This is a genomic window from Geobacillus sp. G4, from assembly GCF_040327975.1.
Taxonomy (GTDB): Bacteria; Bacillota; Bacilli; order Bacillales; family Anoxybacillaceae; genus Geobacillus; species Geobacillus thermoleovorans.
The window spans coordinates 264,165-283,958 of the sequence record NZ_JBEPJY010000003.1 but is presented as its reverse complement, the minus strand read 5'-3'; the positions used below and the strand labels follow the sequence as shown (position 1 = coordinate 283,958).

Annotated in this window: 21 protein-coding genes; all 21 read right to left on the bottom strand. The window is 56.4% G+C overall.

The window, feature by feature from the left end; genetic code table 11:
* Window positions 1-31: 31 nt before the first annotated feature.
* Window positions 32-652, bottom strand: a complete 621-nt coding sequence (gene lhaT / locus ABS784_RS05705; protein WP_011231674.1) for a lipoprotein heptaprenylglyceryl N-acetyltransferase LhaT — start codon at window positions 650-652, stop codon at window positions 32-34.
* 78 nt (window positions 653-730) lie between these two features.
* The gene (locus ABS784_RS05700; protein ID WP_011231675.1) at window positions 731-1,495 is read right to left on the bottom strand and encodes a menaquinol-cytochrome c reductase cytochrome b/c subunit; all 765 of its coding nucleotides are present in this window, start codon (window positions 1,493-1,495) and stop codon (window positions 731-733) included.
* 49 nt (window positions 1,496-1,544) lie between these two features.
* Window positions 1,545-2,219 carry a menaquinol-cytochrome c reductase cytochrome b subunit gene (gene qcrB, locus ABS784_RS05695; RefSeq protein ID WP_011231676.1) on the bottom strand — a complete coding sequence of 225 codons (675 nt, stop codon included), beginning with the start codon at window positions 2,217-2,219 and terminating at the stop codon, window positions 1,545-1,547.
* Between the two features lie 3 nt (window positions 2,220-2,222).
* Complete coding sequence (locus ABS784_RS05690; protein ID WP_352511748.1) at window positions 2,223-2,732, bottom strand: Rieske (2Fe-2S) protein; 510 nt, start codon at window positions 2,730-2,732, stop codon at window positions 2,223-2,225.
* A gap of 144 nt (window positions 2,733-2,876) precedes the next feature.
* Window positions 2,877-3,332, bottom strand: coding sequence for a YpiF family protein (locus ABS784_RS05685; RefSeq protein ID WP_011231678.1), 456 nt, complete (start codon window positions 3,330-3,332; stop codon window positions 2,877-2,879).
* Window positions 3,333-3,420: 88 nt separating this feature from the next.
* Window positions 3,421-3,954, bottom strand: a complete 534-nt coding sequence (locus ABS784_RS05680; RefSeq protein ID WP_013144907.1) for a ReoY family proteolytic degradation factor — start codon at window positions 3,952-3,954, stop codon at window positions 3,421-3,423.
* A gap of 56 nt (window positions 3,955-4,010) precedes the next feature.
* Window positions 4,011-5,267: a tetratricopeptide repeat protein gene (locus tag ABS784_RS05675; protein WP_352511745.1), complete on the bottom strand. Its 1,257-nt coding sequence runs from the start codon at window positions 5,265-5,267 to the stop codon at window positions 4,011-4,013.
* A gap of 270 nt (window positions 5,268-5,537) precedes the next feature.
* Window positions 5,538-6,821 (bottom strand): 3-phosphoshikimate 1-carboxyvinyltransferase, encoded by a 1,284-nt coding sequence (gene aroA, locus ABS784_RS05670; protein WP_011231681.1) that lies wholly within the window; start codon window positions 6,819-6,821, stop codon window positions 5,538-5,540.
* 27 nt (window positions 6,822-6,848) lie between these two features.
* Window positions 6,849-7,952 (bottom strand): prephenate dehydrogenase, encoded by a 1,104-nt coding sequence (locus tag ABS784_RS05665; protein WP_025039235.1) that lies wholly within the window; start codon window positions 7,950-7,952, stop codon window positions 6,849-6,851.
* Between the two features lie 87 nt (window positions 7,953-8,039).
* On the bottom strand, window positions 8,040-9,137 hold the full coding sequence (hisC, locus tag ABS784_RS05660; RefSeq protein ID WP_069304383.1) for a histidinol-phosphate transaminase: 1,098 nt from the start codon (window positions 9,135-9,137) through the stop codon (window positions 8,040-8,042).
* Window positions 9,138-9,168: 31 nt separating this feature from the next.
* The gene (gene trpA / locus ABS784_RS05655; RefSeq protein WP_023634341.1) at window positions 9,169-9,975 is read right to left on the bottom strand and encodes a tryptophan synthase subunit alpha; all 807 of its coding nucleotides are present in this window, start codon (window positions 9,973-9,975) and stop codon (window positions 9,169-9,171) included.
* A complete protein-coding gene (gene trpB / locus ABS784_RS05650) occupies window positions 9,959-11,173 on the bottom strand; it encodes a tryptophan synthase subunit beta (protein WP_013524128.1) in 1,215 nt (404 codons plus the stop codon). The genes trpA and trpB overlap by 17 nt, the downstream gene beginning before the upstream one ends.
* A gap of 360 nt (window positions 11,174-11,533) precedes the next feature.
* The gene (locus tag ABS784_RS05645) at window positions 11,534-12,178 is read right to left on the bottom strand and encodes a phosphoribosylanthranilate isomerase (protein WP_011231686.1); all 645 of its coding nucleotides are present in this window, start codon (window positions 12,176-12,178) and stop codon (window positions 11,534-11,536) included.
* Window positions 12,165-12,941: an indole-3-glycerol phosphate synthase TrpC gene (gene trpC / locus ABS784_RS05640; protein WP_033005824.1), complete on the bottom strand. Its 777-nt coding sequence runs from the start codon at window positions 12,939-12,941 to the stop codon at window positions 12,165-12,167. The genes ABS784_RS05645 and trpC overlap by 14 nt, the downstream gene beginning before the upstream one ends.
* Complete coding sequence (gene trpD / locus ABS784_RS05635; protein WP_352511741.1) at window positions 12,934-13,953, bottom strand: anthranilate phosphoribosyltransferase; 1,020 nt, start codon at window positions 13,951-13,953, stop codon at window positions 12,934-12,936. Before trpD ends, trpC begins: the two co-directional genes overlap by 8 nt.
* Window positions 13,947-15,473 carry an anthranilate synthase component I gene (gene trpE, locus ABS784_RS05630; RefSeq protein WP_011231689.1) on the bottom strand — a complete coding sequence of 509 codons (1,527 nt, stop codon included), beginning with the start codon at window positions 15,471-15,473 and terminating at the stop codon, window positions 13,947-13,949. Before trpE ends, trpD begins: the two co-directional genes overlap by 7 nt.
* A gap of 235 nt (window positions 15,474-15,708) precedes the next feature.
* Window positions 15,709-16,089, bottom strand: coding sequence for a chorismate mutase (gene aroH, locus ABS784_RS05625; RefSeq protein ID WP_015375269.1), 381 nt, complete (start codon window positions 16,087-16,089; stop codon window positions 15,709-15,711).
* Entirely contained in the window at window positions 16,086-17,186 is a 1,101-nt protein-coding gene (gene aroB / locus ABS784_RS05620; RefSeq protein ID WP_352511737.1) for a 3-dehydroquinate synthase, read from the bottom strand. The genes aroH and aroB overlap by 4 nt, the downstream gene beginning before the upstream one ends.
* 2 nt (window positions 17,187-17,188) lie before the next feature.
* Window positions 17,189-18,355 (bottom strand): chorismate synthase, encoded by a 1,167-nt coding sequence (gene aroC / locus ABS784_RS05615; protein ID WP_352511736.1) that lies wholly within the window; start codon window positions 18,353-18,355, stop codon window positions 17,189-17,191.
* A 93-nt stretch (window positions 18,356-18,448) separates the two neighbouring features.
* Entirely contained in the window at window positions 18,449-19,219 is a 771-nt protein-coding gene (locus ABS784_RS05610) for a CheR family methyltransferase (RefSeq protein ID WP_352511734.1), read from the bottom strand.
* Window positions 19,220-19,291: 72 nt separating this feature from the next.
* Window positions 19,292-19,741: a nucleoside-diphosphate kinase gene (gene ndk, locus ABS784_RS05605; RefSeq protein WP_066229112.1), complete on the bottom strand. Its 450-nt coding sequence runs from the start codon at window positions 19,739-19,741 to the stop codon at window positions 19,292-19,294.
* Between the last annotated feature and the right edge of the window lie 53 nt (window positions 19,742-19,794).

Sequence of the window (19,794 nt, the reverse complement as noted above, 5' to 3'; positions counted from 1 at the left end):
CCGCCCAACGTTCCTCCTTGTGTTCAACGCTCTACTCTGATGCCTGCCGGAAAGACATGCCGCCCGGCAGAAGCGGCTGGCGCCGGAGGCGGACGCCAAGCTGATACGCAGCGGCAATCGATGCGATGCTCAACCAAAACGTAAAATAGCCGATTTCGTTGGCGTAGTCAGCCAGCACACTATAGCGCGGCATCATGCCAAAAACGTAGTCGATGACATCGTTATGCAGCGTCCACACGGCCGCCAGCATAAGGTGAAGGAAGCGGAATCGATAAAACCGGGCGTACAGCATTCCTTCGATCGCCATCGCCCCGTGCGAAACGATCAGCATCCACCCGGCCCAATCGAGCGTGCCGGTGACGCGCCAAACGAGCACATTCATAACGACCGCCCAAATTCCATACTTAACAAGCGTCACCAAAGCCAACGCTTCAAAAAGCGGCGCCGACCTGCCGAAAAGCCATGCCACAAGGACGACAAGAAAAAAAAGGCTCGCCGTCGGACTGTCGGGAACAAACGGCAAAAAGATGGGCGGCGTATCGGCAAGTTGATAACGATACCAATAATATCCATAGATGGTGCCGGCCGCGTTGACGAACAAGAGCAGCCAAACAACCGGCCGGGAAGCCAACAGCGCATAAAGCCATGCCATCATCTGCACCTCGCCTCGGTTTCATGTTGGCACGAAAAAAGCTGACTAACGCGAGTCAGCTTTTTCGTGTCGAAACGATTATTCCGCTTTCAGTCCAGCGATGAATTCGGACAGTTTTTTCAACTCTTCATCCGTGCCCTTAAAGACGCCGGGCGGCATGTTGCCTTTCCCTTCTCTCGCGATTTTCGCGATTTCTTCCGGTTTCAAGCCGGTGCCGATGAGCGACGGACCAGCACCGCCGGACAAGTTTTGTCCGTGGCACGATGTACATGTGTTCGCTTGGGCGATTTTATAGCCTTCCGCGTTCGTGTCAATTTTCACTTCCGCCCGAATTTTCCCTTGTTCAGCCGCTTTTTTCCAGTCGTGTGTGACGACCGCTTCCCATGTCAAATAAATCATCGCCGCAAGCGCCAACAGCATCATCCCGGTCGCGACCGGACGCTTCCAAGGACGGCGCTCTGGGCCGCGGTCCAAAAACGGCGCCAATAAGAGCGCGCCGAACGCCAACCCCGGGATGATGATCGCGCCGACGACCGTATACGGACCAGACGCATACGAATATTTGAGCAATTGGTATAAGAACAAGAAATACCAGTCAGGCAGCGGCACGTACGTCGTGTCCGTCGGGTCGGCGATCCGCTCAAGCGGCGACGGATGGGCGACCGTCAAGCATAAGAAACCGACGAGAAAGACCGATCCGACCAACCATTCCTTGAGCAGGAAGTTCGGCCAAAACACTTCCGTTTTCCCGGGATATTCCGAATAGTCCTTTGGAATATTCGGTTTTCTCACCGCGGGAACACGGGAATCGCCGACGAATTTCATTCCTTTTCCGCGATGCATTGCGTGGTTCCCTCCTTTTTTCTATCGCCTCTAAACGCGGGCCGACCGATCATAGCGGACCGGAAATGCCTTGTCTGCGAATCATTAAAAAGTGCGCTGCCATTAAGCCGAGCAAAGCGGCCGGCAAGAAGAAGACGTGAATGGCAAAAAAGCGCGTCAACGTTTGCGCGCCGACAATTTCCGGGTCCCCAGCTAACAGCGTCTTAATGGCCGGGCCAATGAGCGGCGTCGCTTCCGCGATTTGCAAACCAACTTTCGTCGCAAACAGCGCTTTCATATCCCACGGCAACAAGTAGCCGGTGAAGCCAAGACCCATCATCACCATAAAGATCAATACGCCGACGATCCAGTTCATTTCGCGCGGCTTTTTATAAGCCCCTTGGAAAAAGACGCGCAGCGTATGTAAAAACATCATGACGATGACCAAGCTCGCCCCCCAATGGTGCATGCCGCGCACAATTTGGCCGAACGCCACTTCGTTTTGCAAGTAATACACCGATTCCCACGCGTTTTTAATATCCGGGACGTAGTACATCGTCAAAAACATGCCCGACAAAATTTGAATGACCGTGACAAAAAACGTCAGCCCGCCGAAACAATAGACAAAGGCGGAAAAGTGATGGGCGGGGTTGACGTGCTCCGGAACTTCGTGATCGGCGATATCCCGCCATAAAGGCGTAATATCTAAGCGTTCATCGACCCAGTCATACAGCTTGTTTAACACGCATTACGCCTCCTTTCTTGGTTTCGCCTTGCCTAAATACAGCTTTCCGTCTTTCACTTTGTACTCGTAACGGTCAAGCGGCGCTTGCGGCGGCGTCCCCGGAACGTTCGTGCCGTCCTTCTCATAGCGCCCATAGTGGCATGGGCAGAAAAACTGGTTCGGATGCTCTTTGTCCGTGTTCCAGTCGACCGTACAGCCAAGGTGTTTGCAGATCGGCGACAGGGCGATGATCTCCCCTTTGTCCGTTTTATACACCCATGCTGATTTTGGCTCTTCCGACTCGTACCAAGCGTCTTTCACCTTCACTTTAAAGTCGAAGCGCTTCGGTTCGGTCGTAATCTCTTTGACGTCTGCTACCGCGACCATCTCTGTGCCCGCCGTCTCTCTCAAGATCGGGTCAAAGGCAAAGCGGAGCATCGGCATGAGCATCCCTGCTGCCATAAAGCCGCCGACGCCGGTCAGCGTGTAGTTTAAAAACTGACGTCTCGTTACACGATGTTTGTTGTCGCTCATCGTCTTCCCCCCTCTATGCAAAGTCAAGTCCGCACCGGACGATTGTATGTATAACACATATGGAAAACTAGGACATTCTAATGATAGCTCAATTGCTGGACAAGGTCAATATCGCAGGCGGCAAAACGTCGGACTTTGCCGCGTCTACTCTTGCGCCCATCGACCGATGAGAAAGCGGAGCAGCTCGGCGGCCTGCTCTCTGACAAGCTCGTGCTTGTACGATTCACCCATGCTCTCGAGCGGAACAACCGGAACGAACCAAACGCGGTCAGCTTCTTCGCCCTCTTGCCACGCACGGTCGCACGTCACATAAAACAGATGCTTCATTCCTTCCCGCTTAAGCCGGTTGGTCCAATCCGCCAGCCTTTCGGTAAGCAGCGCCCGCGGCTCATCGGCAAAATACACAAACGACGGCATCAAAAACAACCGGCCCTTCAGCTGCCGCTCGACCTCGGCCGCGATGAGCCCGACAAGCTCCCCGCCGGAAGCGAGCCGCTTCGCTCCTTGGCCGAAAGCCACCGGCAAAAGCGGAAGGAGCGCCGTGTCGATGTAGTCGCGCTCTCGTTCATAGAGGGCGACGTCCTCGCCTGTCCACTTCATTCGTACTCTCCTTTTCCTCAAAGTTTCTTCCCTTCATCACCATACCATATTTTTCGGCAAAAGAAAAACCTTGCCGGCGGCAAGGTTTTTACAATTTGTTTAATTCATCGGTCAGGCGGCGGAACGCCTCTTCATCATGGCGGTCAAGCGCCTCATCGATCAGCTTCATGAGCCGCCCGCGCCGGAACTCGTAAATGGAGCGTTCCAAAAACTGCTCGGCGAGGCGCTGGTCGTTTTCGCTCACTTGCGCCTGCTTCGGCGCATACGGGTTTTCCTCAAGCACAGCGACATATTGTGGCGAGTGAAAAGAAGCGCGGAAATTCAGTTGAATGTAAATATCTTCGTCGCGGTTTAAACGGATGTCATGGAACGATTTCTCTGCATCGGTTGTCATCACATTGCCTTTGTAAAAACGGAACGGCACATCGTCGACGCAGTGAGTCGACATAATGATGCCGCGCGGGCAATATTGGGCATTCTCGACAAAATGCACCTTTTGCATGAGCTGGTCATGGCTCATCAAATAGTTTAAAATCCAGACACACTCGCGCCGCTTCAACTGATAGTGGCTTAAAAACCAACGGATAAACTCTTTTTTCTCATTGACGGATACGTGCGTCATTGTGCGCTTCCCCCTCGATCGGTTTCCAAGAAAGAGGTTGGGCCACCGCTTCTCCCCTACTCTTCGAGCTCAAGCAGCATCTCCGCCGCCTCCGTATGGGTTGGGTCGAGACGGACGATCTGTTGAAATATTTCTTTCGCCGCCGCCCGATTTCCTTCCTCGATGAGAAAATATCCGTACTCTTCGAGGAACTCGACATTGTGCTTAAAGAAATTATATGCCTCGCCGTAATGATTTAATGCATCGTCGTACATCTCAAGCCGATGTTTGGCGCGCCCAAGGTCCCATTCAAACTGCGGATCGTACTCGCCATCGGCCATCGCCTGCTCAAGAAGCGCGACGACATCCTCATAGCGCTGTTCGTTTAGCCAAAGCGCCGATAAAACCGTGAGCGCCTCGATGTACCCGCCATCGATCTCAAGCGCTTTTTTCAAATGTTCCTCTGCCTCCTCCGGCTTGTTCAGCTTGAGCGCCAGCTTGCCTGCGTAAAGGCGGAGCTCTTTGTTCCATTCGTCGACGCCGATGCCCTCAAGCGCCGTCTCATAGCTTTGCACGAGCCGTCCTTCTTGTTCATACGCTTTCGCCAAATAAAGGTAAAGCGGAGTGTAGTCCGGATCGAGCTCTTTTAAAGCGCTGAGCTTATCGATGGCCGTTTGTGTATAGCCGGCCTGCAACGCGGTGAATCCGTAGGCGAACAGCGTCCGACTGTCCATTTTTTCATTGAGCGCCTCCTCATAATACGGAAGCGCCGCCTCGAATTCCCCGGAACGGCTGAGCGCCTCAGCGATCCGCTCAGTGATCAAGACGCCGGCCATCTCCTTATTCGTCTTCCGCACCTGTTCATAAAGCGGCACGCTTTTTGAGTATTCCCCGTGCGAAAAATACAACTCAGCCAACGCAAACTGCACGATCGGCTCATCTGGAACTTTCTCGTACGCTTGACGCAGCTTCCGCTCGCTCACTTCCGCCAGCCCTTGCATTTCGTACAAATCGGCGGCAAGAAGGCACGCGCGGACAAACTGCGGATCGTCTTCGTCGATCTCCGACAAAATGGCGAGCGCTTCCTCTTCGGCTTCAAGCTCCGTATACACTTCCGCCAAAAACAGGCGAATGTCGCCGTCATCCGGATAGCGGGCAGCCAGCTCCTCAAGCAGCTCCTTCGCCTCTTCCGGCATTCCCCATCCGTACAAGCAGTCGGCAAGCGCGTATTTTTCTTCATCACTTCCATATTTTTTCACTTTCGGCACGAGCGCCAACGCTTGGTCGACGTTTCCGTTTTCCACTAAGCGAATGATTTGTTCGACGCGTGTCATCGTTTCGTCAGCCCTCTCTTGCGGCAGGCGGCCATCCGCCTTTGCCATTCAAATCGTTATGTACTGTTACAATGGGAACATGAATGATGATAATCGATCATGGCCGTTTCCGCAACCAAACCGCTCGCCGTCTGGAAGGTGCGTCGTTTTTTCATCCAGAAACAGGAAATGTATCCGCTTTCAAAAAATACGGAGCCCTTCCTCTCACTGACAATATATGAACGAACAACGCAAAATATGACCGCCCGCCCGCTTGGGGCGGGAGGCCTTTTACAGTAGCGAACGGAGGTCGGCAAAAAACGCCGGATAGGAAACGGCGACCGCTTCCGAACGCTCGAGGCGGACCGTCCCTTTGGCGATGCAGGCAGCAACGGCGAGCATCATGCCGATGCGGTGGTCGCCATGGCTGTCGACAACAATCCCGTCGGCATAAAGCGGCGTTTTGCCGCGGATCATCATGCCGTCGTCGGTTGCTTCGATGTCAGCGCCGAGTTTTTTCAACTCGGTGACGACCGTATGGATCCGATTCGTCTCTTTCACCTTCAGTTCGCTCGCGTCTTTGATGACGGTCGTTCCTTCCGCCTGCGTCGCGAGCAAGGCAATGATCGGAATTTCGTCGATCAATCTTGGAATCAGATCCCCGCCGATTTCGACCGCCCGAAGCGTCGACGTGCGGACCGTAATATCACCGACCGGCTCGGTTTCCTCGTTGCGGACGTTGTCAATCGCAATATCCGCCCCCATTTGTGTAAGCACATCGATGATGCCGGTCCGCGTTGGATTTAAGCCGACGTTTTTCAGCGTAATTTCGCTGTTCGGCACAATGGCGCCGGCGACAAGGAAAAAGGCGGCTGACGAAATATCGCCGGGAACGTAAATGTGCGTCCCGCGCAAGCGTTGCGGACCGGCCACCGAGACGGTCAAGCCATCCACATTCACTTCACCGCCAAACAACCGAACCATCCGCTCGGTATGATCGCGCGAGCGGTGCGGCTCAGCAACAGACGTCACACCGTCAGCGAATAAGCCGGCGAGCAAAATGGCCGATTTTACTTGCGCGCTCGCCACCGGCGAAGTGTAGCGAAGCGGGCGAAGCGCGCCGCCGCGGATGGAAAGCGGCGTATAATTGCCGCCCTCACGCCCGTCAATACGCGCTCCCATTTCGCGAAGCGGTTTCGTCACCCGCCCCATCGGTCGCTTGGCGATCGATTCATCGCCGACAAGGCAGGCGTGAAACGGCTGGCCGGCCAAAATGCCGAGCAACAGGCGCGCCGTCGTTCCCGAGTTGCCGACATCAAGCACCGCAGCCGGCTCGCGCAGCCCGCCGGGGCCGGCTCCTTCGACAACGACTGTCGTCCCGTCCTGGCGAATGTCAACGCCGAGTTTCCGGAAACAGTCGATCGTGCTTAAACAGTCCGCCCCAGGCAAAAAATGGTCAATCACCGTCCGTCCAGAAGCAAGCGCCCCGAGCATGACGGCGCGATGGGAAATCGATTTGTCGCCAGGGACTTCGATCATTCCTCGGAGCGACGACACGTTGGTTGGCAACTGCATGCAAAATCCCTCCATTGTTTTTCCTTGCTACCCTTCATAGGTGGCATAGTTCGTATGTTTGGCGAGGCACGCTTTCGCCCGCGCCCGATCGTCTTCGCTTTGGAAGCTGAGGCGGAGCACGCCGTAAATTTCTTCGCGCGTCTCAATGATGCGGATGTTCGTGATGCTGATGTTTTCTTCGGCCAAATAGCCGGTCACTTCGGAGATGACGCCCGGATAATCCGGCACGTCGACATACAAATCGTAAAACGACGGAATCGCTCCTTTCGTTCTCGACGGCAGCCCGTCGCGAAACTGTTTCGCCTCCAAAAAGTAATGGTAAATAGCGATGCTGTTTTCTTCTTCGACAAACGAACGCAGCCGCTCCATTTCGGCGATCCAGCGGTCAAAGAGCGCAAGCAGTTCATGCTTGTTATGGATAAAAATATCGCGCCACATTTCCGGATTGCTCGACGCGATGCGGGTGATGTCGCGGAAGCCGCCGGCCGCCAGCCGGCTGACGAGGGCGTTTTCGCACTCGTATTCGCGCGCCTGATGAACGAGGCTCGCCGCAATCAAATGCGGAAAATGGCTGATTACGCCAGTGATGCGGTCATGTTCTTCCGGCGTTAAGATGACAAACTGCGCTTTCGTTCCCGCAAGCCACTGTTTCAACGCCTCGACTTGCTGCGGCGGCACATCGTCCGTCGGCGTCAAAATGTAAAAGGCGTTTTCAAACAGATGAGCCCTTGCCGCCGCCACACCGCTTTTATGCGACCCGGCCATCGGATGGCCGCCGATGAACGCTACGCCGTGATCCAACAGGCGGCGGGCGCCTTGGACGATGCGCTGCTTCGTGCTGCCGACATCGGTAACGATAACGCCGCGCTTCAACCGCTCGAGCGGCATCGATGAAAGCAGCGCCTCCGTCTGCATGACCGGAACGGCCAGAACGATCAAATCCGCCTGTCCGTATCCGTCTTCGGGCGAACGGGCGGCTTCGTCGATCACCTTGAGCGAACGCGCCAAGCCGAGCTGCCGCTCATTGACGTCGTAGCCGATGATCATCGCCTCCGGATGCGCTTTTTTAATCGCCAATGCAATCGATCCGCCGATCAAGCCGAGGCCGACAATGAACACTTTTCCTTCCAATCGTCCCACCTACTTTATGTAAACGTGCGCCCGCTGCTTTCGAAAAGCAACGGGCCGATCTTTTCTATCCATCCCGCCGCTGAACGGTCAGGCGAGCTGTTTTTCCCGAAGCAGTTGCGAAACGAGTTCCAACACCCGGTCGTTTTGCTCTTTCGTGCCAACAGTCACACGCACGCCGGTCGGCAGCCCAAGCGCTTGGCCCGAGCGGACAATGACGCCGCGCTCCAGCAAATAGCGGAACACTTCGTCGCCATCCAACCCGAAATCAATGAACAAAAAGTTTGTCTGCGACGGGTAATACTTCAGGCCGTTCTCCTCGCAAAAGCGATAATACCGCTCAAGCTCGGCGCGATTTCGTTCGACGCAGGCGCGGATGAACGCTTGATCGTCAAGTGCGGCCGCCGCGGCCGCTTGGGCGATGGTCGACGTGTTAAACGGCTCGCGCGCCGGCTCGACGGCGCGGATGAGCGTCTCACTCGCCACGCCGTAGCCGACGCGGAGCGCAGCGAGCCCGTATGCTTTCGAGAACGTGCGCATGACGACAAGCTGCTCGTACTCGTTTAAAAGCGGCACCGTTTGCGGGTAGTCGGGCGCCGTCGCATATTCGTAGTACGCTTCGTCCACGACGACGAGCACGTGCGGCGGCACGCGATCCAAAAAGGCGCGCAGCTCGATGTCATTCACATACGTGCCCGTCGGGTTGTTCGGATTGCAAATCCAGACGATGCGCGTGTTTTCATCGATCGCCGCAAGCATCGCCTCCAAATCATGACGCCCATCAACAAGCGGCACTTCGCGCACCTCGGCCCGCTCGATGATGGCATTGTGCCGGTATTGCGGGAATGTCGGCGCCGCCATCACTGTATTCGCCCCCGGCTCTAAAAAGGCGCGGCAAAGAATTTGCACCACCTCATCCGAACCGTTGCCAAACAGAAGCTGTGTTTCCTTGACGCCAAGATGCTTCGCCACCTTTTCGCGCAACGTGCGGGCGCAGCCGTCCGGATAGACGGCGAGGCGGTCAAGCTCAGCGGCGATGGCCGCTTTTGCCGATGGCGACGAACCGTACGGATTCTCGTTAGAAGCAAGTTTAATAATCTCAGGCAAGCCATATTGCCGTTTGACTTCTTCGATCGATTTTCCCGGCTGGTACGGAGAAAGACCCCGGAGCGATTCCTTTACTTGCATGATTGTCGCCAACTCCTTCAATTCGGAACTTTTAGCGCGAAGAACACGGCTCCCGAAGCGGCGCGGCAAGCGAACGGGCGTAGGCAGCAAACTCGGCGACGGCCGCTTCCCTTTCGTCCGGCGCCTGCAACCTCGGAGCCAGCTGCTCGACTTTTTGCACGAGCGCGCTGCCGACGACAACGCCGTCGCACACCTCTTTCAACATCGCGACTTGCTCCGGCGCCGAAATGCCAAAGCCGACGGCGACCGGGACGCGGCTATGCCGCTTCACTTCGCGGAGGAAATCGCCGAGCGTCTCCGGCAGCGTCTCACGCACGCCTGTAACGCCTAGCGAGGAGACGCAATACAAAAACCCTTGCGCCGCCGAAGCGATCCGCTCGATCCGCTGCTTCGACGTCGGCGCAACAAGCGAAATGAGCGGGAGACCAAACCGTTCGCCAAGTTCGCGGAGCGGACCGCTTTCCTCAAACGGCAAATCGGGAATGAGCACGCCGTCGGCGCCATTTTCCCGCGCTAAAGCAAAAAAGGATTCTTCTCCTAATTGTAACACAGGATTGTAATACGTAAAGAGAATAATCGGAATGTTTACCCCTTTTTTTCGCATCTCGCCAATAAGCTGAATGGCTTTCGGCAGCGTCATGCCCCCGTCAAGCGCCCTTGCGGCGGCGCGTTGAATCGTCGGTCCGTCAGCGAGCGGGTCGGAGTACGGCACGCCAAGCTCCAATATGTCAGCGCCGGCCTCCTCAAGCGCCAAGGCGAGATCGATCGTCACATCGGGAGCCGGATCACCGGCAACGATAAACGGGATAAATAGCGGCGGATTAACGGACAGTGGCAATGTCTTCACCTTCCCTCGCACCAAGATGGCGCATCATCGTTTGCACATCTTTATCTCCGCGGCCGGACAGGCAAATGAGCACCGTTTCATCCGGCGGCATCTCGCGGGCGAGCTCGACGGCTTTCGCCACCGCATGGGCCGACTCGATGGCCGGAATGATGCCTTCCGTTTGCGCCAACAATTGAAACGCAGCGACGGCCTCGTCATCGGTCGCGCTTTCGTAGCGGACGCGGCCAATGCTCGCCAAATACGCATGTTCCGGGCCGACGCCGGGGTAATCAAGGCCGGCTGAGATCGAATACGGTTCGAGAATTTGTCCGTACTCGTCTTGCAACAGGTAGGTCATCGCCCCGTGTATGACCCCTTTCGTCCCTTTTGTGATTGTCGCCGCATGGTGCGGAGTGTCGATCCCTTTGCCGGCCGCCTCGACGCCGACGAGGCGGACGTCATCTTGCAAAAACGGGTAAAACATGCCGATGGCGTTGCTGCCGCCGCCGACGCAGGCAACGATGACATCCGGCAGCTTCCCTTCACGGGCGAGAAACTGTTCTTTCGCTTCATCGCCAATCACGCGCTGAAACTCGCGCACCATTTTCGGGTACGGATGCGGACCGACGACCGAGCCGATCATGTAAAAATGGTCGTCGCAGTGGGCGACCCAATAGCGAATTGCTTCGTTCGTCGCATCTTTCAACGTTCGGTTGCCGCTTGACACCGGCACGACTTCGGCGCCCAACAGCTTCATGCGAAACACGTTCAGCTCCTGCCGCTTGATGTCTTCTTCGCCCATAAAAACGATGCAATCCATGCCGAAATGGGCGGCCACCGTCGCCGCGGCGACGCCGTGCTGGCCGGCTCCGGTTTCAGCGATCAGCTTTTTCTTGCCCATCCGTTTTGCCAAAAGCGCCTGGCCGATCGCGTTGTTGATTTTATGGGCGCCCGTATGGTTTAAATCTTCGCGCTTTAAATAAATTTTCGCGCCGCCGACTTGCCGTGTCAAATTCGGCGCGAACGTGAGCGGGGTCGGGCGACCGGAGTAATGCTGCAAAATGCGGATGTATTCTTGTTTGAACGATTCATCGGCAAGCGCTTTGTCAAGCTCCGCTTCGATTTCCTCAAGCGGAAGCATGAGCGTCTCAGGGACAAACTTGCCGCCGAAATCGCCAAACCGGCCGTATTCATTCGGAACGCGTTCCATCATCTAACCCCACCTTCTTCTTCATAAAAGTTGAAAGACGAAGAGCCGCATTTCTTCAAAGTGCCTGCGTTTGTTCATCGTCCGAGCGTCAGCGCCGTCTTTTGGCCCTTCGTTTTGTTATTTTTTTATCAGGCGTGTTGATGAACCAATAAAAAGTCTGTTGAGAAGGCTCTAGTCCGAGCTTTTCTGCCGTAGTCGGCAAGCGGTTCGCTTGCCGACCGGGCATGCTGCCGCATGCCCTCCTCGAACAATGAACGCTTTGCGGGCAAATGTCATTCGCCCGCCGGCGTTCTTGTTCGAGGGAAGAGGCAGAAAATTGTGTTCAGCCATATCATTCTCTGTTTTTTCGTACATAACGGATCATCGACACCCGTGATGTTTTATTTTTTCTTCGATTTGTTTCATCTTCGTTGGATCTTTGCGTCCGTCCGTTTCAATGCCGCTGCTGATATCGATGCCATCCGGGCGGTAGACAAGCAGCCGCTCGATATTGTCCGGAGTGATGCCGCCGGCGATGAAGCACGGCACGCCTTGGCGGGCCGCCTCTTCCAAATAGTGCGGCACCGCCTCCCAATCAAAAGCGACGCCCGTCCCCCCCCAGGCGCCGGCGGCGCGGCTGTCAACGACGTAGCCATCGGCAATGCCAGCGTACTGCCTCATCGCCGCAAGCGCACCGTCGCCATGGTGGATCGCCTTCCAGACGGAAAGCGGCACCGCCTCTTTCACCGCCGCCAGCTCCGCCGGCGTTTCACGGCCGTGGCATTGGATGACATGAAGCGGCAGCTCGGCGGCGACAGCGGCGATCCGCCTAACGGGGGCGTTGACAAAGACGCCGACAAGCTGCTTTGCGCCAAGCTTATGGGGCTCAAGCCATTGCTGCACTTCACTCGGAGAGACGTTCCGCCTGCTTTCGGCGAAAATAAAGCCGAGGTAATCAGCCCCGCTCGCGATAGCGGCCTGCACGTCTTCAGCCGAACGGTTGCCGCAATATTTAATTCGAATCATCCCCATCTTCCTCCCCAAACAGCCGGTAGACCGCTCGCTCCACATCATCTTGGCGCATGAGCGACTCGCCGACGAGCATGGCCTGCGCTCCGTACGATTTGACCGTCTTCACATCATTGAAGGAACCGATCCCGCTTTCGCTGACGATGACGCACGATGGCGGGATGAGCGGAGCGAGCGTTTTGGTCGCCTCAAGTGTTGTCACAAAGGTATGCAAGTCGCGGTTGTTGATGCCGACGATCTCCGGCGTAAACCGATCGAAAATCCGCTCGAGCGTCTCTTTCGCATGCACCTCGACCAGACATTCGAGCCCCAAGCTGTACGCTTCATGATAGAGCTCCTCGAGCGTTTCCGGCGGGAGCGCCTCGCCGATCAATAAAATCGCATCCGCCCCGAGTCGGACGCTTTCCTCGACTTGCCGCCGATCGATGATGAAATCTTTGCGCAGCACGGGAACGTTAACCGCTTCTTTCACCGCTCGCAAATAGCGGCGATGCCCTTGGAAATACCGTTCATCCGTCAGCACGCTGATCGCGTCGGCACCGGCGCGCTCATATGCTTTCGCGATGGCCACCGGGTCAAAATCCGGGCGAATGATGCCTTTTGACGGCGATGCTTTTTTCACTTCAGCGATCAAGCCAAGCATCCGCCGCGGCCGACGGAGCGCCGCCGCAAATGGCCGGCGCTTTCGCTCTGGCAATGGCGCCGGCAGCGTCAACGTTTCCACTTCTTCCCGTTTGGCTGCTAAAATTTGCTCAAGCATCATGAACCACTTCCTTCGCCCGCAGGCGTTGCAGTTGTTCGTATGCGGTTTTGGACAAAATGGCCTCTTTCGCCATCGCCACTCCTTCGGCAATCGTTTTGGATTTGCCGGCGGCATACAGGGCGGCGCCGGCGTTCAGCGCAACGATATTGATGGCGCTCTCCGGCGCTGTTCCCGCCATCACCGCCTCAAGAAGCGCGGCGCTCTCTTCCGGATCGCGCACTTGCACATCGGCAAGCTCGCCGCGCGGCAAGCCGGCGTCTTCTGGTGCGATGACAAAGCGGCGGATCGCACCGTCTTTCAACTCCACGACATCCGTTTCTGCAGCGATGCTGCATTCATCAAGCCCATCGCGCCCGGTGACAAACAACACATGTTCCGAGCCGAGGCGGCGCATCGCCTCCGCCAATTTCTCAGCGTAGCAGGTCGAATAGACGCCGACGACTTGCCGCTTGCAGCGCGCCGGATTGGCGAGCGGGCCGATCAAGTTGAAAACGGTGCGGAAACCGATTTCCTTCCGCGGCCCGGCGGCGTGTTTCATCGCCGCGTGATAGAGCGGGGCGAACAAAAACGCCAGCCCTTTCGTTTCCAACGCCTGTTTGGCGGCCGACGGCGACGTTTGAATGTCGATGCCGAGCCGCTCGAGCACATCAGCGCTGCCGCTTTTTGACGAAACAGCGCGGTTGCCGTGCTTGGCGACTTTGACGCCAAGCGATGAAATGACGATCGCCGCGGCGGTGGAAACGTTGAATGTCGCCGCCCCATCGCCGCCCGTGCCGCACGTATCGATGACATCATCACTAGCCTCAATGGCAGTCATCCGGTCGCGCATCGCCCGCACAAATCCGACGAGCTCATCGACTGTCTCTCCGCGCAGGCGGAGCATGGACAACAGACTTGCGATTTGACTGTCCGTCGCCTCGCCGGACATGATGATATTCATCGCCGCATACGCTTCGTCTTCCGTCAACGCTTTCCCTTCCGCACATTTCGAAAGCAGCTGCTTCAACATACGGCCCTCTCCCCTTTAGCAAATAGTCGTTCCGCTTGTTCAATCGCATTCATCAAGGCGCTCGCCTTATTGCGCGTCTCTTTCCACTCCAGTTCCGGAACGGAGTCGGCGACAATGCCGGCGCCGGCTTGCACATAGGCATAGCCGTCTTTCACGACCGCTGTCCGGATGGCGATGCACGAATCGATGTTGCCATCAAACCCGATATAGGCAATCGCTCCGGCATACAGCCCCCTCGCTGTCGGCTCGAGTTCCTGCAAAATTTGCATCGCCCGCACTTTCGGCGCCCCGCTCACCGTTCCAGCCGGAAAGGCGGCAAGGAGTGCATCGATCGGGTGGACGTTGTCGTCCAGTTCACCGACGACTTTGGAAATTAAGTGCATCACGTGTGAAAACTTGCCGATCTGAAGCAACACCGGCACCTCGACCGTTCCGTACTTGGCGACCCGGCCGATGTCGTTGCGCGCCAAATCGACAAGCATATAATGCTCAGCCCGTTCTTTCGGGTCGTGGTACAGCTCATCAGCCAGCCTCTCGTCTTCCTCCGGCGATCGGCCGCGCCGCCGTGTGCCGGCAATCGGATCGATTTCAACGCGCCGACGGTGCACTTGAATCAGTTTTTCCGGCGAACTGCCGACAATTTCCACACCGTCAAGCTGGAAATAAAACATGTACGGCGACGGGTTGATGTATCGGAGCAGACGATAAATGGCAAAGCCTCCGGCTTGAACCGGCACGCAGAAGCGCTGCGACAGAACCGCTTGAAACACATCGCCGGCCGCGATGTACCGTTTCACGGCCTCCACATCGCGCAAAAACTGTTTTTTGTCATAGTTGGACACCGCTTTGGCAAACGAGGCGGTCCGCCCCGATTCGCTTTCCGCCGGCAAGAGCGGCTGCTCGGCTTGAGGGCGGGCCGCTTTCGCCGCGAGATCGGCCATGCGCCGTTCGGCCGCGCGGTACGCTTCGATTTTCTCTTCCTCCGTTTCGTTGCCGCTCAACCGAATATAGTGAATGACGAGCAACTCACGCTTTTTTTGGTCAAACGCAAACAGCGATTCACAAAACACGAAATAGGCCGTCTTCATAGGCACATCGCGGTTTTTGTGGCGCGGCACTTTTTCGATGGCGGAAATGAAATCGTAGCCTAAAAACCCAACTGCACCGCCTGTAAACGGCACCGTCTCGGCAAGCGGCTTGACGGCAAGCGTCCGCTCGACCCATTGAAACGCTTCTTTCAGCGTCGGTGCGGTGATTTGTTCGTTCCCGTTTTCGTCCTTCACCGAAAACGTTTCGCCGGTTTCGCTCTCCAGCGTCAAAAACGGCGCCACACCGATGAACGAATAGCGCGCCCACGGCGATTCGTCATCCTTGCTTTCAAGCAAAAACACGGCTTCCTCGCGCAAATTGGCAAACACGCCGAGCGGCTCAATGACATCGGCTACAAATTTGCGCACAATCGGGATGGTTCGAAATTCGTTCGCTTCCGTCAAAAAAGCGGCCAGCCCATCAGCAGACATCACTTCTCCTCCCTTCATGATCAGCGGGCGGAGAATGAGGGTTTATGAGGCGAAAAAAGAGAGGGAAAATAAAACGCCCAAAGACGACCGTCTTTGGGCAGATGTCGGCGAATGAAAAAACGCTCACCTCAGCTAAACTCGCTCATTCTCATCTACCCTACGCTCGCTCTCCACTCTCGCTCCACTTCTAACGCCCCCCGATGTCTCAGGGGGCAAAGAGGTTATTTTAACTATATTACATTTCTGTTTTTTTTGTCAACGACAAATCCGGGCGCAACACGACCGCCCCTTTTAAATACACGTGGCAGATCTCTTCTTGCTGTTTCTCAGTCGCCACCGTCATCATGACGCGAATGCAGCGCGGCAATGAACCGGGCACCGGAATTTCCCTCGTGCACATGACCGGCACATATGTCCAGCCGTCCAAACGGCGCAGCGCCTGCGCCGGAAACGCGGCGGTGATGTCGTCGGTGACGGAAATGAGCACAAACGACACATCGGCAGCGGCGACATCGTTTGCGCGGATCATTTCACGAAGCAACGTTTCAGTTGCCGCCACGATTTCCTCGGCGTCATTTCGATCCACTGTAATCGCTCCGCGAATGCCGCGAATCATCCTTTCCCCCCCTGTCTGGCAAACTCGTCCAGCCACGTGAGCAGGTTGTCGTCTTCGAGTTCCACCACTTCCACGTCGCCGATCTCACAGAGAAGCACCATCCGCACTGTTCCGGCGTACGCTTTTTTGTCGCCTTTCATCTTCTCAAGCAGGCGGCGCGTCTGAACCGTTGTCGGCAGCGACACCGGGAAGCCGTATCCGGCGAACCAGTCGGCCAATCGATGCTCAGCGAACGACCGGCCGTAAAACCGTTCGCTGACAAAGACGGCAAACAGCATGCCAACCGCAACCGCCTCCCCGTGAGTGAGCGCGCCGTAGCCTAACTCGCTTTCCAGCGCATGGCCGAGCGTATGGCCGAAATTCAAATGGGCGCGCACCCCGGTTTCTTTTTCATCCTCACGCACGACGGACGCCTTAATGTCAATGCCCTTTTCAATGCAATAGGCGAGTTTCTCGCCGCGCAAGTCGGCGAGCGTCTTGATTTCCGCGCGCAGCCAGTCGTAAAAGCGGCGGTCGCGGATCAGCGCATGTTTGATCACTTCGGCAAACCCGGACCGAAGCTCGCGCTCGGGCAGCGTGCGCAAAAAGGAGGTGTCATACACAACTGCTTCCGGCTGGTGGAAGGCGCCGATCATATTTTTGCCGAGCGGATGGTTGATGGCGACTTTGCCGCCGACGGCGCTGTCATGGGCCAAGAGTGTCGTCGGCATTTGAATGTAACGGATGCCGCGCATATAGGTGGCGGCGACAAACCCAGCCAAATCGCCGACAACGCCGCCGCCAAGCGCAATGATGACCGAGCGGCGGTCGAGGCCGCACTGCAATGCCGCTGTCTGGCAAGCGTAATAATGATCAAATGACTTGGCCGCCTCCCCGCTTGGAATGACGTAGGCGTACACATCATACTCAGCGGCGGCGAGCGTCGCGCGCACCTCGTCCAAATAAAGAGGCGCTACTGTATCGTCGGTGATGATGAAAAGCTTCGTCCCCGGCGGGCAGGCGAGCGACCGAAGCAAGCTTGGCAGCTCGTGGGCCGCTCCGTCGCCCAACAGAAGCGGATAACGCTTTGTCGCCGTTTCAATCGTCCGTTCGATCATCGTCAAAACTCCTTTGCATAACGGCGGGCGCGCTCGACATTTTCCTTAATCAAGTCCATCCGATCCTGCCCAAACTGCTCAACGATCGCCGCCGCCACTTCCCAGGCGACAACGGCCTCAGCGACGACGCTCGCCGCCGGCACGGCGCAGCTGTCCGATCGCTCAATGCTTGCCGCAAACGGCTCTTTCGTCTCGATATCCACGCTTTGAAGCGGCTTGTACAGCGTCGGGATCGGCTTCATCACTCCGCGCACGACGATCGGCATCCCGGTCGTCACCCCGCCTTCAAAGCCGCCCGCCCGGTTCGTCCGGCGCGAAAAGCCTTGTTCTGGGCTCCAAATGATTTCATCGTGCACTTCGCTTCCCGGGCGGCGCGCCGCCTCAAAGCCGATCCCGAATTCAACGCCTTTAAACGCGTTGATGCTGACGATCGCGGCCGCGATTTTCGCATCAAGCTTTCGGTCGTAATGGACGTAGCTGCCGACTCCGGCCGGAACGCCTTCAACGATCACCTCAACGATGCCGCCGATCGAATCACCGTTTTTCTTCGCCCAATCGATCGCTTCCATCATTTTTTGCCCCGCCTCCGGGTCAAAGCAGCGCACCGGCGATTCTTCCGTCACTGCCTGCAATTCTTCAAGCGAACGATAATCGAGCTTCTTTGCGCGCACGCCGCCGATTTCGATGACATGCCCGGCGACGCGGATGCCGACCTCCTCCAAAATGCGTTTCGCCACCGCTCCAGCCGCCACGCGCACCGTCGTTTCACGCGCCGACGAGCGCTCCAGCACGTTGCGCATATCGCGATGTCCGTATTTCAGGGCGCCGTTTAAATCGGCATGCCCTGGGCGCGGACGCGTCACTTTCCGTTTTACTTCCGCTTCGTCCTCGATCGGCTCGACCGCCATAATCGTTCGCCAATGTGTAAAATCACGGTTTTCAACCACGAGCGCAATCGGCGAGCCGAGCGTTTTCCCGTGCCGGACGCCGCCGACGATTTTTACCTCATCTTTTTCGATCTGCATGCGCCGGCCGCGTCCATATCCTTTTTGCCGGCGCGCCAGCTCTGTATTGATATGCTCGGCGCACAGCTCAAGCCCGGCCGGCACTCCTTCCAAAATGGCCGTCAATTGCGGCCCGTGCGATTCCCCTGCTGTCAAATACCGCATATTTGTCTCTCCCTTCAGTTCTTTAACGCGTTTAAGTAAAAATATATCATAAATTTGAAAAATGAAAATAGTTTCTGCAAAAAAAGAAGCCGGCTACTTCTTCCGGTAAAAGAACGTCTCCTCGACTTCAAAGCCGTACAAGCCGGGATTGAAAATCTGCTCGGTGCTGCCGACAAACAACACGCCGCCCGGCCGAAGCGCGTCGTGAAATTTGCCATACAGCATCCGCTTCGCCTCTTCGGTAAAATAAATGAGCACGTTGCGGCAGACGATCAAATCGATGTTGCGCGGAAACGGATCCGCGAGCAAGTTGTGCTTTTGAAACTTGACTGTCTGTTTGATCTTTTCGTCTATTTTATAATACTCGCCGTCTTTCGTAAAAAACTTTTTTCTCATTTCCTCGGGCAGCTCCACGAGCGACCGTTCGCTGTACAAACCGAGGCGCGCGCGGGCGAGCGCATTGTCGTCAATATCGGTCGCCAATACGGACACCCGGTGAAGCGGCAGCCGTTTTGCGAGCACCATCGCAAGCGTATACGGCTCCTCGCCCGTCGAGCAGGCGGCGCTCCATACGTTCGGGCGCGGGTTTTCCGCCAAAAGCCGCGGCAAAATCACGCCCTCAAGCACTTCCCAACGCTTGGCGTTGCGGTAAAACTCCGAGACGTTGATCGTCATCCGGTCCAAACATTCATGCCATAGCGCCGGCTCTTTTTCCATCGCTGCAAACAGCTCGGCAAAGCTCTTTAGCCCTTTTTTCATGTACAACGACGCCAAACGCCGCCTCATCTGGGCTTCCTTATATAGCGATAAGTCAATGCCTGTTTTTCGCTTCACTTTGGCAATGAACTGCGCATAATCGTCCATCGTCGCCTGTTCCTCTCCCCTGTCAATGTACAAAAACGGCAAAAACCGGCCGAGTCGCGGCCGGTCTTCGCATCAGTACAGCCATGCATTGATTTGTTTGGAATAGCTGACGAGTTCTTCTTCTTTGAAGAACAAGTTGATTTCGCGTTCGGCGCTTTGCGGCGAGTCGGAGCCGTGAATGACGTTTTTGCCGACTGTGAGGCCGAAATCGCCGCGAATCGTGCCAGGAGCAGCCTCCTGCGGATTCGTTTTCCCCATCATTTGCCGGGCGGCGGCGATCACGTTTTCGCCTTCCCACACCATCGCAAACACCGGCCCCGAAGTGATAAAGTCGACGAGCTCGCCGAAAAACGGGCGCTCTTTATGTTCCGCGTAATGTTGCTCGGCGAGTTCGCGCGACACTTGCATCAGTTTCGCGCCGACAAGCTGGAAGCCTTTTTTTTCAAAACGGGCGACAATCTCGCCGATCAAATTGCGCTGAACCCCGTCCGGTTTCACCATCACAAATGTCCGTTCTGCCATTCGCTCTCCACCTCTACTGTCGTATGTACTGGGAAACGGATTCCCACCCATCA

Coding starts and splice junctions, on each gene's coding strand:
- lhaT (WP_011231674.1), bottom strand. CDS start 652: ATGGCATGGCTTTATGCGCTGTTGGCTTCCCGGCCGGTTGTTTGGCTG.
- ABS784_RS05700 (WP_011231675.1), bottom strand. CDS start 1,495: ATGCATCGCGGAAAAGGAATGAAATTCGTCGGCGATTCCCGTGTTCCC.
- ABS784_RS05690 (WP_352511748.1), bottom strand. CDS start 2,732: ATGAGCGACAACAAACATCGTGTAACGAGACGTCAGTTTTTAAACTAC.
- ABS784_RS05685 (WP_011231678.1), bottom strand. CDS start 3,332: ATGAAGTGGACAGGCGAGGACGTCGCCCTCTATGAACGAGAGCGCGAC.
- ABS784_RS05680 (WP_013144907.1), bottom strand. CDS start 3,954: ATGACGCACGTATCCGTCAATGAGAAAAAAGAGTTTATCCGTTGGTTT.
- ABS784_RS05675 (WP_352511745.1), bottom strand. CDS start 5,267: ATGACACGCGTCGAACAAATCATTCGCTTAGTGGAAAACGGAAACGTC.
- aroA (WP_011231681.1), bottom strand. CDS start 6,821: ATGCAGTTGCCAACCAACGTGTCGTCGCTCCGAGGAATGATCGAAGTC.
- hisC (WP_069304383.1), bottom strand. CDS start 9,137: ATGCAAGTAAAGGAATCGCTCCGGGGTCTTTCTCCGTACCAGCCGGGA.
- trpB (WP_013524128.1), bottom strand. CDS start 11,173: ATGGAACGCGTTCCGAATGAATACGGCCGGTTTGGCGATTTCGGCGGC.
- ABS784_RS05645 (WP_011231686.1), bottom strand. CDS start 12,178: ATGATTCGAATTAAATATTGCGGCAACCGTTCGGCTGAAGACGTGCAG.
- trpC (WP_033005824.1), bottom strand. CDS start 12,941: ATGCTTGAGCAAATTTTAGCAGCCAAACGGGAAGAAGTGGAAACGTTG.
- trpD (WP_352511741.1), bottom strand. CDS start 13,953: ATGTTGAAGCAGCTGCTTTCGAAATGTGCGGAAGGGAAAGCGTTGACG.
- trpE (WP_011231689.1), bottom strand. CDS start 15,473: ATGTCTGCTGATGGGCTGGCCGCTTTTTTGACGGAAGCGAACGAATTT.
- aroH (WP_015375269.1), bottom strand. CDS start 16,089: ATGATTCGCGGCATTCGCGGAGCGATTACAGTGGATCGAAATGACGCC.
- aroB (WP_352511737.1), bottom strand. CDS start 17,186: ATGATCGAACGGACGATTGAAACGGCGACAAAGCGTTATCCGCTTCTG.
- aroC (WP_352511736.1), bottom strand. CDS start 18,355: ATGCGGTATTTGACAGCAGGGGAATCGCACGGGCCGCAATTGACGGCC.
- ABS784_RS05610 (WP_352511734.1), bottom strand. CDS start 19,219: ATGGACGATTATGCGCAGTTCATTGCCAAAGTGAAGCGAAAAACAGGC.
- ndk (WP_066229112.1), bottom strand. CDS start 19,741: ATGGCAGAACGGACATTTGTGATGGTGAAACCGGACGGGGTTCAGCGC.